The sequence below is a fragment of the Streptomyces sp. NPDC036822 genome, from assembly GCF_055609145.1.
In genome coordinates this window covers 1-17,188 of the sequence record NZ_JBVJPY010000026.1, presented here as the reverse complement: position 1 = coordinate 17,188, position 17,188 = coordinate 1, and the positions used below count along the sequence as shown (strand labels likewise).

Genomic DNA, 17,188 nt, shown 5'->3' with positions numbered 1-17,188 from the left:
CGGCCCGTGCGGTCCGTACGACCGGTGATCAGCGGCACGTCATGTCAGGGCCCGGTCGGTGGCGCCGATCGGTTCGCCCGCCGTCTCCCCGGCCTGCGCCGGGACGCCGCCCTGCACGGCGGCGCCACCGCGCAGGGCGGTCAGGAACGAGCGGGCCCAGTGGCTCACGTCGTGGGTGAGGACGTGACCGCGCAGGGCGGCCATGCGGTGGCGGGCCTCGGCCGGGGTCATCTCCAGGGCGCGGGCCAGCTGGGTCTTGACCTCCTCCAGGTGGTACGGATTGACCTGGAGGGCGTCGGTGAGTTCGGCGGCGGCGCCCGCGAACTCGCTGAGGACCAGGGCGCCGCCGAGGTCGTGGCGGCAGGCGACGTACTCCTTGCAGACCAGGTTCATCCCGTCGCGCAGCGGGGTGACGAGCATGACGTCGGCCGCGCGGTAGAAGGCGGCGAGCTCCTCGCGGCCCACCGAGGTGTGCAGGTAGTGCACGGCGGGGTGTCCGACCCTTCCGAACTCCCCGTTCATGCGGCCCACCGCCCGTTCGATGTCCTCGCGCATGCGGATGTAGTGCTCGACGCGCTCGCGGCTCGGGGTGGCGATCTGCACCATGGTGGTGTCCCGGGCGGAGATCCGCCCCTCCGCGAGGAGTTCGTGCAGGGCGCGGAGCCGGATGTCGATGCCCTTGGTGTAGTCGAGCCGGTCGACGCCGAGCACGATCTTCCGCGGGTTGCCGAGGTCGGCGCGGATCCGGCGGGCCCGGCGCTCGATGTCGGGTCTGCGTGCCAGCCTGTCGAGTTCGGCGGCGTCGATGGAGATGGGGAAGGCTCCCACCCCCACCGTACGGTCGCCGACGGTGAGTCGGCCCGGCTCGTCGCCGACGTCGGAGACGGGCCGGCCCGCCTCGGCCTCGGCCAGCGTCCGGGCGAGCCACTGGAAGTTCCGCGCCCCGCCGGGACGGTGGAAGCCGATCAGGTCCGCCCCCAGAAGTCCCTGCACGATCTCGGTGCGCCAGGGGAGCCTCATGAAGAGCTCGACCGGAGGGAACGGGATGTGCAGGAAGAAGCCGATCCGCAGGTCGGGCCGTTGTTCGCGCAGCATCGCGGGGACGAGCTGGAGCTGGTAGTCCTGGATCCAGACCGTGGCCCCGGGCCCGCTGACCTCGGCGGCCGCCGCGGCGAACTTCCGGTTGACCTGGACGTACGCTTCCCACCAGTGGCGGTGGTACTCCGGCGGCATGACCACGTCGTGGTACAGCGGCCACAACGTGGCGTTGGAGAAGCCCTCGTAGAAGTCGTCGACCTCCTCCACCGTCAGGTCGACGGGATGCAGCAGCAGTTCGCCGTCCTGCCAGGACCCTCGGGTCGTGCCGCCGACGCCGGGCCAGCCGACCCACGCTCCCCGGTGGGCGCGGAGGAAGGGCTCTAGCGCGCTCACCAGACCGCCCGGACTGCGGCGCCACCGTTCGGCTCCGTCCGCGTCCCGCTCCAGACTCACCGGCAGCCGGTTGGCCACGACGACGAGACCGGCACCGGTCGCCGTCGCTCCGTTCTTGTGCAGCTCTTCCATCCGGGTGCCTTCTTTCGCGAGATCACTCGGTCCTGGCCCACCGGGGACCGGTGTACGTCAGTTCCGGAAGTCGACGATCGTCTACAGATCGGTGGTGCCCCTTTCGTTCTCGAAAATGTCCACCCGCTCGTCATAGTGCCGAATGTGCGGGACGTGCACAGGAGGGCCTTTTCCGTCAACCCGTCCGGGCCGCGACATCTGCGGGAAAGACGTGATGACGTGGGCACTTGTGTGCAAGGGGAAACTGCTGCAACCAAAGGGAACAGAGAAAAGGAGGGTGCGGAGGGCGGACGCGGGGAGTGACTGTCGTGCATGCCGCGCCGGCCTTTCGCGAGCATCAGCCGGTGTCGAAATCCTGCCGCTCGCGGGAGGCGCCGTGGAGAATGGAGCGGTCGCCGGCCTTCCCCCGCGCGTGGCGACGCGGGGGAAGTCCGAAGCTTCGGCGAAATCCGCCGCATTCCGTTCGACCCCCGGAAGGAACTCGGTCACCGATCGCGAAGCCGAGCACCCGTCTGATCGAATTCCGGCCCCTGATCCCGAGCGCGGAAAGCGAATCGGACCAGCCGTATCCCCGGCGCCGCAGGGCCGGGCGTCGAGTAAGCCTCCGTGGTCTGGGTAGGCGCCGACCGGCTTCCTCGGAGGAGCGACAGGGAGGTGTCCCCCATGAGCACACCGAGCAATCCGGACCCGGAGCCCCGCACCACCCCCGGTCTCGACGCGGGCGGCGGCGTGCCCCCCGGAGAGACCCCTCCGGCCGAGGCGGGCACGGGCACCGGCACCGGCCCTCACCGGCCGCCCCGCCGCGGCTGGGCGCGTGGCCCCCTGGTCGTCGTCTGGGTCCTCGCCCTCGCCTGCGCGCTGTTCTTCCTCGCGTACGCGCTCGTGCTCGCCACGCGCTGACGCCGCCCGCCCACAGGCGCAGGGGGCGACAACCGGGACCCGCCCGCGGGGCTCCCGCGGGCGGGTCGATCCATCATGCTGCAGCGCGCGCCGGCCGACTCCGGCCTGCCGCCTGCCGCCTGCCGCCTGCCGCCTGCCGCCTGCCGCCTGCCCACCGTCAGCGTGCGCCCCGACCTCCGGACACCCATGGCTCCGCGCCCCGGACGCCATGCCTTCGTGCCCCCCCGGACGCCCATGCCTCCGTGCCCCCGCACCGGCTCCCCTCCCGCACCCCGCCCTACCAAACTCCGGACATTAGGCACAGAGAAGGGCACCTTTGGGTGAAAGGGTGATTTCAGCGAGTAGCGCTGCTCGGCAGGGGTACCAGCGGCCCCGGAGGCCGAGCACCCGCTCCCTCCTCGTCCCTGCATCCGCAGAGCCTCTCGTACGAGCCGCCTCCCGCGCTCCCGAAGAGCACCCGGACAGCCGGTTTCGTCTGGCGGCCCGCACACACGTGACGGACGCTGAAGTTCCGCACCGGCCCCCCGGACCACGCGCCCCACGCCGGGGCGCGGGGGCGCCGCCGGCTTCTCGTTCTCGTGAGCTGCGGTTCGTCCCCCACGTCCGTCGGAGGAGATCACCCATGACCACTTCATTCGCGACCGGCTGGCAGCACGCGGTCGTCACGGGCGGCGCCGGCTTCGTCGGTTCGCACCTGTGCGCCGCCCTGCTCGAGGCCGGAACAGCGGTGACCTGCGTCGACGACTTCAGCACCGGGCGCCGGTCGAACGTCTCCTCCCTGATGGACGACCCCGGCTTCACCCTCCTGGAGGCGAACGTCTCCGAACCGTTCTCCGTCGACCGGCCGCCCGACCTCGTCCTCCACTTCGCCTCGCCCGCCTCCCCCGCCGACTATCTGCGCCTCCCCCTGCACACTCTGGAGGTCGGCAGCCTGGGGACGCGGAACGCCCTGGCCCTCGCCCGGGCCTCGGAGGCGCGCTTCGTGCTCGCCTCGACGTCCGAGGTGTACGGCGACCCGCAGGAACATCCGCAGAACGAGCGGTACTGGGGCCACGTGAACCCGGTCGGACCCCGCAGCGTGTACGACGAGGCCAAGCGCTTCGGCGAGGCGCTCACCACGGCCGAGTCGTCGGAGCACGGCACCGACACCGCCATCGTGCGGCTCTTCAACACCTACGGCCCGCGCATGCGCGGATACGACGGCCGGGCGGTGCCCACCTTCGTACGGCAGGCCCTCGACGGCGCGCCGCTGACGGTCACCGGGGACGGTCTGCAGACCCGGTCCCTCTGCTACGTCGACGACACCGTCCGAGGCATCCTCGCGACCGCCGCCCACGGGATGCGCGGCCCGGTCAACCTCGGCAACCCGACCGAGATCACCATGCTCGACCTGGCCCGCTGGATCGTCGAACTCACCGGCTCGCGCTCGGAGATCCGGTTCATCGAGCGGCCCACCGACGATCCCGCCGTCCGCTGCCCTGACATCACGCTGGCCCGCGACAAGCTCCAGTGGGAGCCCACGGTCCAGGCCGAGGAAGGGCTGCGGCGCACGATCGCCTGGTTCCGCGCCCATCAGGACGACTGACCCCGCGCATCACGCCCTCCTCGCGAGAGACAGCCGTGCCCCGACAGCGGAAAGGCCCCCGCCACCATGCGTGTTCTCGGAATCAACGCTCTCTTCCACGACCCCGCCGCCGCCCTGGTCGTCGACGGGAAGACGGTCGCCGCAGCGGAGGAGGAACGATTCTCCCGGCGTAAGCACGGCAAACGTCCCGTGCCGTTCTCCGCCTGGGAACTGCCCGAACAGGCGGCCCGCTGGTGCCTGAAGCGGGCCGGTCTGCGGCCCCAGGACCTCGACGCCGTCGCGTACTCCTACGACCCCGCACAGGCCCTGCCGGCCGACGCCATGGGCCTCGACGACCCGTGGGACCACCTCCGCCAGACGTACGCGCGGGAGGTGCCCGGGTTCCTGCAGACCGCGCTCCCCGGCCTCGACCCCGGCATCGTCCGCTTCGTCGGCCACCACATGGCACACGCCGCGTCGAGCGCCTTCGCCGCGGACGACGCCGAGACGTCCTCCGTCCTGGTCCTCGACGGCCGCGGAGAACGCGGCTCCCACCTGTCCGCGCGACGGACCGGCGACCGCATCGAGCCGCTGTACGCCCAGGAACTCCCGGAGTCCCTCGGCCTCGTGTACGAGGAACTCACCGACCACCTGGGATTCCTGCGGTCCTCCGACGAGTTCAAGGTGATGGCACTCGCCTCGCACGGCACGCCCCGCATGCTCGCCGAACTCCGCCGCTACGTCCATCCGACGGGCGAGGGCGGCTTCCGCGCGAGCGGCGTGCCCTGGGACGAGTTCTGCCCGCCCCGCGCACCCGACGAGCCGTGGACCCAGGCTCACGCCGACGTCGCGGCGAGCACCCAGGCCGTCCTCGAGGAGACGATGCTGGACCTCGTGCGGTGGCTGCACGGGCGCACGCACGACCGGCTGCTGACCCTCGCCGGCGGTGTCGCCCTCAACTGCGTCGCCAACTCGCGGATCGCGCGCGAAGGGCCGTTCGATCGCGTGTGGGTGCAGCCCGCCGCCGGTGACGCCGGCACCGCGCTCGGGAGCGCGCTGCTCCTGTCGGCGGGGGCGGGCGACAACCCGGAGCCGATGCCCACGGCCGCCCTAGGCCGGGACTGGTCCGACGCGGAACTCGCCGGCTGGCTGAAGACGGCGGCGATCCCGTTCGAGCGCCCGCCCGACATCGCCGCCGCCGTGGCCGAGGCACTGGCCGACAACGCCATCGTGGCCTGGTTCCAGGGGCGTTCCGAGTACGGGCCCCGGGCCCTCGGCCACCGCTCGCTGCTCGCCCACCCGGGACACGCGGGCAACCTGGAGCGGCTCAACGACGTGAAGGGCCGCGAACAGTTCCGGCCCGTCGCGCCCATGGTGCTCGCCGAGCGGGCGGCCGAGATGTTCGACGGGCCGCTCCCCAGCCCCTACATGCTCTTCGTGCACGACGTCGCCGCCGAGTGGCGCGAACGCATCCCGGCGGTCGTGCACGTGGACGGAACGGCACGGATCCAGACGGTCGACCGGGACCGGGAACCGCTCGTGGCGCGCATGCTCGAGGAGTTCGAGCGCCGCACGGGCCTGCCGGTCGTGGTCAACACCAGCCTCAACACCGCCGGACGGCCCATGGTGGACGACCCGCGCGACGCCCTGGAGTGCTTCGGCTCCTCCCCGGTCGACCTGCTGGCCATCGGCCCCTTCGCGGTCCGCCGCGGCGAGATGTTCCGTCCCGGCGCGAACGGGTGGTCGCGATGAACGGCCCCCGCCCCGCGCTCTCGTACGCCGTGGTCGTACCGACCCTCGGACGGCCGAGCCTCGGCCGCTGCCTCGCCGCCCTGGCCGCGTCCCCCGGGCCGAAGCCGACCCGGATCGTGATCGTCCACGACCGTCCCGGCGGCGGGGCGATCCCCGGGCTCAGGATTCCCGAGGCCCTCAAGTCCCTGACCGTCGTGGTGCCCGGTGGGGGTCGCGGTCCGGCGGCGGCGCGCAACACCGGCGCCGTCGCGGCGGGGCCGGTGCCCTGGATCGTCTTCCTCGACGACGACGTGGTCCCCTCGGCCACCTGGGGCGATGGCCTGGAACGGGACCTCGCCACGGCCTCGTCCGACACGGCGGCGGTCTCCGCCCGCATCGACGTGCCCCTGCCCGCGGACCGCCGCGCCACGGACTGGGAGCGCAACACGGCCGGCCTGGCGACCGCCCGCTGGATCACCGCCGACATGGCCTTCCGCCGCGAGGCGCTGGAGGCCTCGGGAGGCTTCGACGAACGCTTCCGGCGCGCCTTCCGCGAGGACGCGGACCTGGCGCTGCGGCTCCTGGACGGCGGCTGGGTCCTGGCGGCGGGAACCCGCCGAACCACCCACCCCGTGCGACCGGCGGACCGCTGGGTCTCCGTACGCCAGCAGGCCGGCAACGCCGACGACATCCTGATGAGGCGGCTGCACGGGCCGGACTGGTGGTCCCGCGCGGACGCTCCGCGCGGACGCATCCCCCGCCACCTGGCGGTGACCGCGGCCGGCGTCGGCGCGCTGGGCTGCGCCGCGCTCGGCAGGCGGGGAGCCGCGGCCGTGTGCGCGGCCGGCTGGCTGGCCGGCACCGCCGAGTTCGCCTTCGCCCGCATCGCCCCCGGCCCGCGCACGCCGGAGGAGATCACCGCCATGATCCTGACGAGCGCGGTCATCCCGGCGGCCGCCACCTGGCACCGGGTACGCGGCATGATCGTCCACCGGTCGGCCCGCCCCCGTGACCGGGCCCGTCCCCCGGTCCTCCGCCCGGCGGCTCCGGACGAGCCCCTGCGCGAGGGGGTCCGCTCATGACCGGCCCTTCGACGACGACCTCCCGGCCCCACCCGCCGGACGCGCCGGGAGGTCGCGCGGGCGCGGCGAGCGGGGTCGGCCCCGCCGGCACGAACGGCGTACACCCCCCGCACGCCGCCCCGGCGCACCCGTCCGGCCCCGGGCGCCCCGGCCCCGGCCCCGGCGGCACGGCGGCCGCACGTCCCGCCGCCGCGGATGCAGGGCGCCCTCCGGGCGTAGGCGGCGGGCGCTCTCCGGCCGTGCGTCATGGTCGCTCGGACCGCCACCCCAGGCGCTCGGAGGACGCCGAGCCCTGGCTGCTCGACGGCGAGGGAGGCAGGGCAACACCGGCACCGGCCGGAGCGGGAAGGGCACGGGCGCCGTACGCGCGACTGCCGGAGGCCGTTCTCTTCGACCGCGACGGAACGCTGATCACGGACGTGCCGTACAACGGCGACCCGGACCTGGTGACGCCCATGCCGGGCGCCGCCGACGCCGTGAGTGCCCTCCGCGGCCTCGGTGTCGCCGTGGGTGTGGTGAGCAACCAGTCCGGCGTGGCGCGGGGCCTGCTCACCCGTCAGGACGTGGAGGCGGTACGGCTACGGGTGGACGACCTGTTCGGCCCCTTCGCCGTGTGGGCGGTCTGTCCGCACGGCCCGGACGACGGCTGCTCCTGCCGCAAGCCCGCGCCCGGTCTGGTCCTGGCAGCCTGCGCGCGGCTGGGCGTGCGGCCGGCCCGCACCGTGGTGATCGGCGACATCGGAGCCGACGTCGAGGCGGCCCGGGCCGCCGGCGCCCGGGGCATCCTCGTGCCGACCCCGGTGACCCTGCCCGACGAGGTCGAGGCGGCGGCCGAGACCGCCGCCGGTCTCCCGGACGCGATCCGCGCGATCCTCCTGGGCGCCGCCCCTCGCCCGCACGCACCCCACACGGGCGCGGCCCACCGCCCCTGCACACCCGCCCCCGGCACAAGCGACCCGCTGCCCCGCGGAGGCGCCCGATGAACGCACCCCCCACCACCCTCCCGGGCACGGCCCCGCGCGAGCGGTCCGCCGCCGCGCGGAGGTCTCCGCTCAACGCGCCCCGCACCCTCGTCGTACGCCTCGACAGCGCCGGGGACGTCCTGCTCGCGGGACCGGCGGTGCGGGCGGTGGCCGCGGGATCCGCCCGGACCGTGATGCTCTGCGGCCCACTCGGCGCCCCCGCCGCCGAGGTGCTCCCCGGCGTGGACGACGTCCTCGTCCACGACGCGCCCTGGGTGGGCCTCGACCCGCCGCCGGTGTCGCCGCGGGCCTGCGCGGCCCTGGTCGACGCCCTCGCCGCGCAGCGGTTCGACCGCGCCCTGATCCTGATCTCGTACCACCAGAGCCCGCTCCCCGCGGCCCTCCTCCTGCGCCTCGCCGGCGTGCCGTGGATCGCCGCCGACAGCGAGGACTATCCCGGCTCCCTGCTGGACCTGCGGCACCGCCGCCTGCCGGACCGGCACGAGGCGGAGGCCGCGCTGGACCTGGCACGGGCCTGCGGCTTCCGGCTTCCGCCCGGCGACGACGGGGCCCTACGGGTCACCGAGCGGCCCGACACCACGGGGCTGACCGGACCGGAGCCGTACGTCGTGCTGCATCCGGGAGCGGCGGTGCCCGCACGCGCCTGGAGCCCGGCGCGCGCCGAGCGGGCCGCGGCCGCGCTGCACCGCGCCGGGCACCGGGTCGTGGTGACCGGTGGCCGCGCCGAGAAAGCGCTGACCGCGCGGGTCGCGGGCCGGCGCGGCCTCGATCTCGGCGGCGCCACCCCCGATCTGCGCACCCTCGCGGGTGTCCTCGACCGCGCCCGGTGCGTGGTGGCGGGCAACAGCGGCCCCGCCCATCTGGCAGCAGCCGTGGGAACCCCCGTCGTCTCTCTCTTCGCGCCGGTGGTCCCCGCCGAGCGCTGGCGCCCCTATCGCGTCCCGCACGTGCTGCTCGGCGACCAGGACGCGCCCTGCGCGCTCAGCAGGGCCCGGATCTGCCCCGTCGAAGGGCATCCGTGCCTCGACGCGGTGAGCGACGCCGAAGTGATCGCGGCGGTGACGACGCTCACCGACCGGCCGGTGACCGGCGCCGCTCCGGCCCGCCCGGAGGACACCTACGGGGCCGAGCGAGGAGCGACGGTATGAACATCCTCCTGTGGCACGTGCACGGTTCCTGGACCACCGCGTTCGTCCAGGGCCCCCACACCTACCTGGTCCCGGTGACACCGGACCGGGGCGCCGACGGACGCGGCCGCGCCGAGACCTTCTTCTGGCCGTCGACCGTGCGCGAGGCGACCCCTCGGGAGCTCGTGGACGCGCCCGTGGATCTCGTCGTGCTCCAGCGTCCGCACGAGGAGGAGCTGGCGACCCGCTGGCTCGGTGGCCGCCGCCCCGGCAAGGACGTGCCGGCCGTCTACCTGGAACACAACACTCCGCGCGGTGACGTGCCCGACACCCGGCACCCGCTGGCCGACCGCGACGACCTGACGCTGGTTCACGTCACTCACTTCAACCGCTTGTTCTGGGACAACGGCCGTACCCGCACCACCGTCATCGAGCACGGCATCGTCGACCCCGGTCATCTCTACACCGGCCACCTGCCGAGGGCCGCCGTGGTCGTCAACGAGCCCGTGCGACGCCATCGTTACGTGGGTACGGACCTGCTGCCGCTGCTCGCGGAGGCCGCGCCGCTCGACGTCTTCGGCATGCGGACGGAGAACCTCGCCGACCATCTCGGCCTGACCTCCGACCGGTGCCGCACGGCCGATCTCCCCCAGGGCGGGCTGCACGCCGCCATGGCCCAGCGCAGGCTCTATCTGCACCCCGTGCGCTGGACCTCGCTGGGGCTCTCGCTCCTGGAGGCCATGCATCTCGGGATGCCGGTGGTGGCGCTCGCCACCACCGAGGCCGTCGAGGCCGTCCCGGCCGGCACCGGAACGCTCTCCACCCGCCCCGAGATCCTCGCGCGGGCCGCCCGGCACTACCTCGCCGAACCGGAGGCGGCGGCCGAGGACGGCGCGCGGGCCCGGCAGGCGGCTCTCGAACGGTACGGCCTCAAACGCTTCCTGGACGACTGGGAGCACCTCATCGCGGAGGTACGGTCATGACATCGCTCTCCTCTCCCGACGGCCGTCCGCTGGCCCTGGCCCTCGTCTCCGAGCACGCGAGCCCGCTCGCGGCCCTGGGCGAAGTCGACGCGGGCGGCCAGAACGTCCACGTGGCCCACCTGGCCGGGGCGCTCGCCGACCGCGGCCACCAGGTGACGGTGTACACACGTCGGGACGATCCGGCCCTCCCGGTGCACACGTCCCTACGGCCGGGCGTCGAGGTGCATCATGTCCCCGCCGGACCCTCCGAACCGATACCGAAGGACCAACTCGCGCCACACATGCGGGAGTTCGCACGCTATCTGGCCGGCCACTGGCAGGCCCGCGCCCCCGACGCGGTCCACTCCCACTTCTGGATGTCCGGCGTCGCCGCCCTGTGGGCGACCCGCGAGACCCACCTGCCGCTCCTGCACACGTATCACGCCCTCGGCACCGTCAAGCGGCGGCACCAGGGGCGTGCGGACACCAGCCCGCCCTCCCGGGTCGTCTGCGAGAGGGACGTCGGCACGGGCTGCGACCGTGTCATCGCCACCTGCCGGGACGAGGTCGACGAACTGGCCGCCATGGGCGTTCCGCGCGGCAAGGTCGACATCGTCCCCTGCGGGGTCGACCCGGAGGTGTTCCGTCCGGACGGTACGGTCGCGCCCCGCGGACCGTACCCGCACCGGCTCCTGCACCTGGGGCGACTCGTGCCGCGCAAGGGCGCGGCGGTGTCGATCGCCGCCCTGACCCGGCTGCGGAGCGCGGAACTGGTGCTGGCGGGTGGGCCGCCCGCCGACCGGCTCGACCGTGACCCGGAGGTCCGGCGGCTCCGCTCCCTGGCGAGAGAGGCGGGCGTGGCGGACCGGGTCCACTTCCTGGGCGGCGTGCCGACGGCGGAGGTGCCCGCCCTGATGCGCAGCGCGGACGTGGTCCTCTGCCCTGCCGACTACGAACCCTTCGGCATCGTGCCGCTGGAGGCCATGGCCTGCGGGCGGCCGCTCGTCGCCAGTGCCGTGGGCGGCCAGCTGGACACGGTCGCCGACGGGGTCAACGGCCTCCTCGTGCCCCCGCGAGACCCCAGAGCCCTCGCCGCGGCCGTGACTGTGCTCCTCGCCGATCCAGCCCTGCGCGTGGCGTACGGGAACGCCGGCCGCAGACGCGTCCTCGAACGGTTCTGCTGGGCGCGGGTGGCAGCCGCCACGGAAGCGTCCTACCGCACGGCGCTCGCCGCGCGGGCCCCGGTGGCGGGGGCGTTCTGACCTCCGCCCGCGCGACGACCCCGGGTGCGGTCCGGATCGCCGGGCGGTCCGATTCCGCCGGGCGGTGCTGTTCCGCCGGCGGAATCTGGCCGCCGGGCGCGAGCGGCCGGGGCCGGGTGCCCGCTGGACGGTCCGGACCACCTCAGTCGAGCCCTGAGCCACGAAGCCGGAAGGAGGTGCGGCGGGCGCGGAACAACGCGCCCGGCCGGCACACCATGAGCGAATCCCCCACGTCACGTCCCTCACGCACGTCTCCCCCACCACACCCGTACGAAAGCGCCGAGCGGCACTGCCAGTCGCTCCACGACGCTCTGGAACGGCTGCGCGGCCGGGAGCTGGGCGTCCTGGCCCGGTGGGGCGAGCATCTCTCCGAGGTGCTCCCCGCGGGCGCCCGGCTGCTGGCCGCGGGCAACGGCGGCAGCGCCGCCCAGGCGCAGCACCTGACGGCGGAACTGGTCGGGCGCTATCTGGAGGAGCGGCCCGCCTACTCCGCGATCGCGCTGCACGCGGAGACGTCGAGCATCACCGCCATCGGCAACGACTACGGCTTCGAGCACGTCTTCGCCCGGCAGGTCGCCGCGCACGGCCGCAGCGGCGATGTGCTCATGCTGCTGTCGACCTCAGGCCGCAGCGCCAACCTCCTCTCCGCCGCCATGACCGCCCGCTCGGCCGGGCTGCGGGTCTGGGCCCTGACCGGCGCGTCCCCCAACCCGCTCGCGGAGGCGGCCGACGAGGCCCTGTGCGTCGACGCCGCCACGACGGCGACCGTCCAGGAAGCCCATCTGGTGGCCGTCCACCTGCTCTGCGAGTTCTTCGACGCCGCCGTCGCCACCGGGCGGGGCACGCGGACCGCCCGCACGGGGACCCCCGCCTCTGCGGCGGCGAACGGGGCGCCCGGCCGCCGGGCCGTGCTGAACGGGGCTCCTCGCAGCGCCGCGGGACGGAAGGGGGCGGTACGGAACGGGGCGGCACGGGAAGGGGCGGTACAGGAAGGGACGCCTCGGAACGGCGCGGCACGGCACGGGGCGGTACAGGAAGGGGCGCCTCGCAGCGCCTTGGCACGGAACGGCGCGGCACGGGAAGGGGCACCTCGGAACGGGGCGCCGCAGGAGAGAGCGCCTTCGAGCGGGGCGCCGGCCGATGGGACCGTGCCCGCCGTACCCGCCGGCCCCGCCGCGACCGCTGCCCCGGCCCCGAACCCCGCGCCCGCGCCCGCCCTCCGGAGGTCGCCGTGAACTCCTCGTCCGGACCGCTCGTCGTCGTCGGCGACCTCCTGCTCGACGAGGACGTCGAAGGAGACGCGACGCGGCTCGCCCCCGACGCCCCCGTGCCCGTCGTCGACGTCGCGACGCGACGCACCCGCCCCGGCGGCGCCGGCCTGGCGGCCGCGCTCGCCGCACGCCACGGCGTCGAGGTCGTCCTCGTCACCGCGCTCGGCCGGGACGAGGCGAGCGACACCGCCCGGCGCGCGCTGCGGGACCGCCTGACGCTGGTGGAGATCCCCTTGGAGGGGACGCTGCCCGTCAAGACCCGGGTCATGGCCGGCGGCCGCCCCCTCGTACGCATGGACCGGGGCGGGGGCACACCCGGGGCCCCGGGAGCACCCGCCCTGGCCGCCCTCGCCTCGGCCCGGGCGATCCTCGTGGCGGACTACGGCCGCGGCACGGCGGACGCCCTGCGCACGGCGCTCACCTCGGCGGCCCCGCGCGTACCGCTCGTGTGGGACCCGCACCCCCGGGGCGGCCCGCCCGTGCCGGGGGCCCGCCTGGTCACCCCCAACGCCGCCGAGGCGGCCGCGCTCAGCTCCGTCACCGGAACCTCGCTGCGCGCGCACGCCGGCCGGGGCGCCGACCTCGCCGGACAATGGGGCGCCGGCTCCGTCTGCGTGACGCTCGGCGAACGGGGCGCGCTCCTCGCCCGGCCGGGCGCCGCCCCCGTCCTCGTACCGCCGCCCTACCGCGCCACCGGCGACCCGTGCGGGGCGGGCGACTGCTTCGCCGCGACGGTCGCCGCCGCCCTCGTCGGCGGCGCCCTCCCCGAGGAGGCGGTCACCCGCGCGGTCGCCGAGGCCGCGGCCTTCGTGAACGCCGGCGGCGCCGGCAACCCCGGCCTGTGGGAGACCGCGCCGGCCCACGGCACCGAGGCACCGCCGAGCCGCGACGCCTTCGAGCTGGCTCGTCAGGTCCACGCGCGCGGCGGCACGGTGGTGGCGACCGGTGGCTGCTTCGACCTGCTGCACGCGGGCCATGTGGGTCTCCTCGAGAACGCGGGCAGGATCGGCGACTGCCTGATCGTCTGCGTGAACTCCGACGCCTCGCTGACCCGGCTCAAGGGCCCGGGGCGGCCGCTCAACCCGCTGGCGGACCGGATGCGGGTCCTCGGCGCGCTGGGCAGCGTCGACGCGGTGGTGGCCTTCGAGGAGGACACGCCCGTCCGGCTCCTGGAAACCCTGCGGCCGGACGTGTGGGTGAAGGGCGGGGACTACGCCGCCGACGACCTGCCGGAGGCCGAGGTGCTGCGGACGTGGGGCGGCCAGGCGGTGGTCCTGCCCTATCTCGACGGCCGGTCCACCACGTCCCTCGCGCACCGGGCCGCCCGGGCGGCGGCCGACCGATGACGGAGTCGGAGGGGGGCGCAGGGGCGGCGGAGGTGCCGGGCGGGGCGTACGGGACCGCGGGCGGGCCGCCGGGATCCCGCCCGAGCGTTCTGGTGCTGCGCGCCCTGGGGCTCGGCGACCTGCTGACCGTCGTACCGGCCCTGCGGGCACTGCGAAGGGGCTGTCCCGGCCACGAGATTGTGCTGGCCGCCCCGGAACGGCTCGCGGAGGTCGCGCGCGCCACCGCGGCGATCGACCGGCTGCTGCCGACGTACGCTCCCGGCCGCGAGGTCCCGGCCGTGCTGCCGTGGACCGGTCCGCCACCCGACCTGGCGGTCGACCTCCACGGCAACGGCCCGCTCAGCCACCGCCTCCTCGACCGGCTCGGCCCGGGCGAGCTCTGGGCATACGGCCATCCCGACCTGCCGGGGCAATCCGGGCCCCGATGGCGGCCGGACGAGCACGAACGGGAGCGCTGGTGCAGGTTGCTGCGCTGGTACGGCCTCGACGCCGACCCCGGCGAGGTGCGGATCCCCGGACCGGCCGTCGCCTCCCCGATGCCGGGGGCCGTGGTGATCCACCCGGGGGCGGACGCCGCCGCCCGCCGCTGGCCGGTCGACCGGTTCGCCGCCGTGGCCCGCGACGCACGGGCGACCGGGCACCCGGTGGTGGTGACGGCGGGGCGGGGCGAGCACGAGGCGGCACACGCCGTGGCGGAGCTGGCGGGCCTGCCCGCCACGTCGGTCATCGGCGGGCAGGACGACGTGCCGTTCTCCCGGCTGTGCGCGCTGATCGCGGAGGCCCGCTGCGTGGTGGTGGGCGACACGGGCCTCGCCCACCTCGCCTCGGCGCTGGGCACCCCGTCCGTGGTCCTGTTCGGCCCGGTGGCGCCCCGGCTGTGGGGCCCGCCGGAGGAAGGCCCCCACCGCGCGCTGTGGCACCCGTCCCCGGACGACGACCCCCTGCGCCCGGGCGACGCCCACGGCGCCCTGCCGGACGCGCGGTTGCTCCGCATCACGGTGGAGGAGGTACGGGGGGCACTGGAGAGCCTGTTGAGGGAGACCGACGCGGCGGCGGGGGCGGGGTCTCGGGCGGGGCTCTGACGGCGGTGGTTCCGTGTACGGGGCCCCCACCGTCAGACCCCACGTCAGACCGCCGCCTCCACCTCCGGCCGCCCCACCGCGAGCACGGGCCTGACCGGCACGATCTCGGTGGCCGGGGTGGCCCCGGCCGGCGACGCCGCCCGGGCGCGGCGGGCGCGGGTGAGGAGGGCGGTGCCCACGGTGGCCGCGACCACCAGGCCGCCTGCCACGAGGGCCGCGCGGACCCCGAGCAGCTCCATCAGGAATCCCAGGGTCGGAGGCGCCGCCAGGCCCCAGAGCGTACGAATGCTGTTCCAGGCGCCGAGCACCCGGCCGCGCATGTGCGCCGGCGGGTCGGTCTGCAGGACGGTGTTCTGGGCGGTGTCCGCGACGGACTCCGCCACCGCCATGGGCAGGACCAGGACCAGCAGGACGGCGACCGAGGGCACCACGCCCGCGAGGACCTGGAGCAGCGCCCCGGCGAGTGTGAGGAGCGCGACGAGACGCACTCCGGGGCGGCGCAGCCGGGCGCCGAGGACCGCGCCGACGATGCCGCCCACGGCCAGCACGGTGGCGACGGTGCTGAACGTGCCTGCGTCGCCCGCGAGGGGGCCGGTGACGAGGACGACCAGGGTCAGGGAGTAGTTGCGGCCGAACAGCGCGCTGACGGCGTTGAGGCCGGCCAGGGCGACGAGCCTCGGCCGTCGGGCGAAGAAGGTCAGCCCCTCCCGCACTCCGCCGCCGCTCCCGCTTCCCTCGCCGCTTCGGATGCCCCGGCGCAGCCGTCCGAGGCCCGCGCCCTTGAGCGGGGCGGCGGTGGTGGTGGCGGGGCTGGCCCGCTTGACCAGCGTGACCGCCGTCGAGGGCTCGGCCGGCTCGTCGCGCCGTACGGGCTTGAGGAAGGGGATCACGGCGGCGACGAAGAGGAACGACAGCCCGTTCGCGACGTAGGCCGCGGCCGTGCCCAGGACACCGACCGTCACACCCGCGAGCGCGGCTCCGGCGAGCCGGCCCCCGCTGTGGGCGAGGGAGCCCACCCCGATCGCGGAGGGTACGTCCTCGGTGCGCACGAGATCGTTGCCAAGGAGGGCGCAGGCCGGGCCGTCCACCGTGGCGATGAGCCCGGTGAGCGCCGCCAGGCCCATCAGCAGGGGCAGGTTCAGCTGGTCGAGCGCCACGAGTACGGCGGTGAGCACCGCGACCCCGGCCAGCAGGGCCTGGCCGACCGCGGCCGTCAGCTTCCGGGGCCAGCGGTCCACGACGGCTCCGCCCAGGGGGCCCAGGAGCAGGCCTGGGGCGGCCTGGACGGACATGGAGAGTCCCGTCGCGGCGGCGGAGCCGGTGATCTGGAGGACCAGCAGGTTCTGGACGGTGAGCTGCATCCAGGTGCCGGCGTTGGAGACGAAATTGGCGACGGCCCACCAGCGCATGCTGCGCCCGCGCAGCGAACGCCACGGGGAGCTGTCGCTCCGGGCGGCTCGGGACGCGGAGGTGCCGGGGGCAGGGGCGGATGAGGGCGGCGTGGAGGAAGACACAGGAGTACCTGGGAGCGCGCGGCGGCGCGGATGGGGGAGGGAGGCGGCAGGACCCGCCGTGCCTCCCCGTGGTGCTGGAGCGGCGTTCCGCGAGCGCTCGGCGGTGAGCGGCGGGGCGGTCCCGGCGACCATCGTGGCAGACGGTTCCCGAGAAGCCATGGGCCGCTCGCCCGGGGCCACCTCGCCAAGGACCCGAATACGGCCAACGGGCTTGCGGCATATGCGCTTTCGCGCTTCTGGTGTGCTTGCTCACACCCCGCCCGCACCCTCCCCCGACCCTCCCGGGCGGGGCTTTCGGGCGACCGTCCGGAGCCCCGCCCGAGGGGGCTCCGTTGCACCCAGCGGCGTAATCCGGCGCGCCCGCCGCCGCACGACGTACGCAGAGTGAGACAGGACACAGAAAGCGGACTCCACACCGTACGGATTCCACTCCGAAGGGAACGCGATGAACAGCGGCGTACAGGTCGAGCTGGACGGCAGGCAGGCCCTCGTCACCGGCGGGGCGCGGGGACTCGGCGCCGCGATCGTGCGGCGGCTCGCGCGGGCCGGGGCGTCGGTCCTGGTGGCGGACGTACGCCAGGATCTGGCGAAGGAGCTGTGCGAGAGCCTGCTCGCCGAGGGGTGCCGGGCACGGCCGGTCGTCCTGGACGTCTGTGACGCGGAGGCGGTGGGCGAGGTCTTCCGGGATCTGGACGACACCGGTGAGGCGGTCGACATCCTGGTCAACAACGCCGCCATCGACGTCACGAAGGCAGTGGAGCAGCTGTCGGCGGAGGAGATGACCCGGGTCATCACCACCAA

The 17,188-nt window shown here is 75.1% G+C and carries 13 protein-coding genes and 1 pseudogene; 12 read left to right on the top strand and 2 right to left on the bottom strand.

Annotation, left to right across the window (positions count from 1 at the left end; genetic code table 11):
• Positions 1-39 precede the first annotated feature (39 nt).
• Entirely contained in the window at positions 40-1,563 is a 1,524-nt protein-coding gene (locus ACZ68P_RS33360) for an alpha,alpha-trehalose-phosphate synthase (UDP-forming) (RefSeq protein ID WP_471012803.1), read from the bottom strand.
• Positions 1,564-2,226: 663 nt separating this feature from the next.
• On the opposite strand from ACZ68P_RS33360, the gene ACZ68P_RS33355 reads away from it, so the two are divergent.
• The 11 genes and pseudogenes from ACZ68P_RS33355 to ACZ68P_RS33305 all read left to right on the top strand — a co-directional run bounded on the left by ACZ68P_RS33355 (position 2,227) and on the right by ACZ68P_RS33305 (position 14,873).
• Positions 2,227-2,463, top strand: coding sequence for a DUF6480 family protein (locus ACZ68P_RS33355; RefSeq protein WP_471012801.1), 237 nt, complete (start codon positions 2,227-2,229; stop codon positions 2,461-2,463).
• A 622-nt stretch (positions 2,464-3,085) separates the two neighbouring features.
• Positions 3,086-4,048, top strand: a complete 963-nt coding sequence (locus ACZ68P_RS33350) for an NAD-dependent epimerase/dehydratase family protein (protein WP_471012799.1) — start codon at positions 3,086-3,088, stop codon at positions 4,046-4,048.
• Positions 4,049-4,114: 66 nt separating this feature from the next.
• Positions 4,115-5,779, top strand: a complete 1,665-nt coding sequence (locus tag ACZ68P_RS33345; RefSeq protein ID WP_471012798.1) for a carbamoyltransferase family protein — start codon at positions 4,115-4,117, stop codon at positions 5,777-5,779.
• A complete protein-coding gene (locus tag ACZ68P_RS33340) occupies positions 5,776-6,840 on the top strand; it encodes a glycosyltransferase family 2 protein (protein WP_471012796.1) in 1,065 nt (354 codons plus the stop codon). The genes ACZ68P_RS33345 and ACZ68P_RS33340 overlap by 4 nt, the downstream gene beginning before the upstream one ends.
• 239 nt (positions 6,841-7,079) lie before the next feature.
• A complete protein-coding gene (locus ACZ68P_RS33335; protein WP_471012794.1) occupies positions 7,080-7,823 on the top strand; it encodes a D-glycero-alpha-D-manno-heptose-1,7-bisphosphate 7-phosphatase in 744 nt (247 codons plus the stop codon).
• Entirely contained in the window at positions 7,820-8,971 is a 1,152-nt protein-coding gene (locus ACZ68P_RS33330) for a glycosyltransferase family 9 protein (RefSeq protein WP_471012793.1), read from the top strand. Before ACZ68P_RS33335 ends, ACZ68P_RS33330 begins: the two co-directional genes overlap by 4 nt.
• A complete protein-coding gene (locus tag ACZ68P_RS33325) occupies positions 8,968-9,933 on the top strand; it encodes a glycosyltransferase (protein ID WP_471012792.1) in 966 nt (321 codons plus the stop codon). The genes ACZ68P_RS33330 and ACZ68P_RS33325 overlap by 4 nt, the downstream gene beginning before the upstream one ends.
• On the top strand, positions 9,930-11,174 hold the full coding sequence (locus ACZ68P_RS33320) for a glycosyltransferase (protein ID WP_471012790.1): 1,245 nt from the start codon (positions 9,930-9,932) through the stop codon (positions 11,172-11,174). Before ACZ68P_RS33325 ends, ACZ68P_RS33320 begins: the two co-directional genes overlap by 4 nt.
• Positions 11,175-11,389: 215 nt before the next feature.
• Positions 11,390-12,034, top strand: a pseudogene (locus tag ACZ68P_RS33315) (D-sedoheptulose-7-phosphate isomerase); the annotation flags it as partial.
• Between the two features lie 371 nt (positions 12,035-12,405).
• The gene (rfaE2, locus tag ACZ68P_RS33310) at positions 12,406-13,791 is read left to right on the top strand and encodes a D-glycero-beta-D-manno-heptose 1-phosphate adenylyltransferase (protein ID WP_471012789.1); all 1,386 of its coding nucleotides are present in this window, start codon (positions 12,406-12,408) and stop codon (positions 13,789-13,791) included.
• Positions 13,788-14,873 carry a glycosyltransferase family 9 protein gene (locus ACZ68P_RS33305; RefSeq protein ID WP_471012788.1) on the top strand — a complete coding sequence of 362 codons (1,086 nt, stop codon included), beginning with the start codon at positions 13,788-13,790 and terminating at the stop codon, positions 14,871-14,873. Before rfaE2 ends, ACZ68P_RS33305 begins: the two co-directional genes overlap by 4 nt.
• Before the next feature lie 44 nt (positions 14,874-14,917).
• Here the strand turns inward: ACZ68P_RS33305 and ACZ68P_RS33300 are convergent, their stop codons facing one another.
• Positions 14,918-16,546: an MFS transporter gene (locus tag ACZ68P_RS33300; RefSeq protein WP_471012786.1), complete on the bottom strand. Its 1,629-nt coding sequence runs from the start codon at positions 16,544-16,546 to the stop codon at positions 14,918-14,920.
• A 286-nt stretch (positions 16,547-16,832) separates the two neighbouring features.
• Here ACZ68P_RS33300 and ACZ68P_RS33295 point away from each other — a divergent pair.
• Positions 16,833-17,188: SDR family NAD(P)-dependent oxidoreductase (locus ACZ68P_RS33295; protein WP_471012784.1), on the top strand; the 356-nt coding region annotated here is incomplete at its 3' end.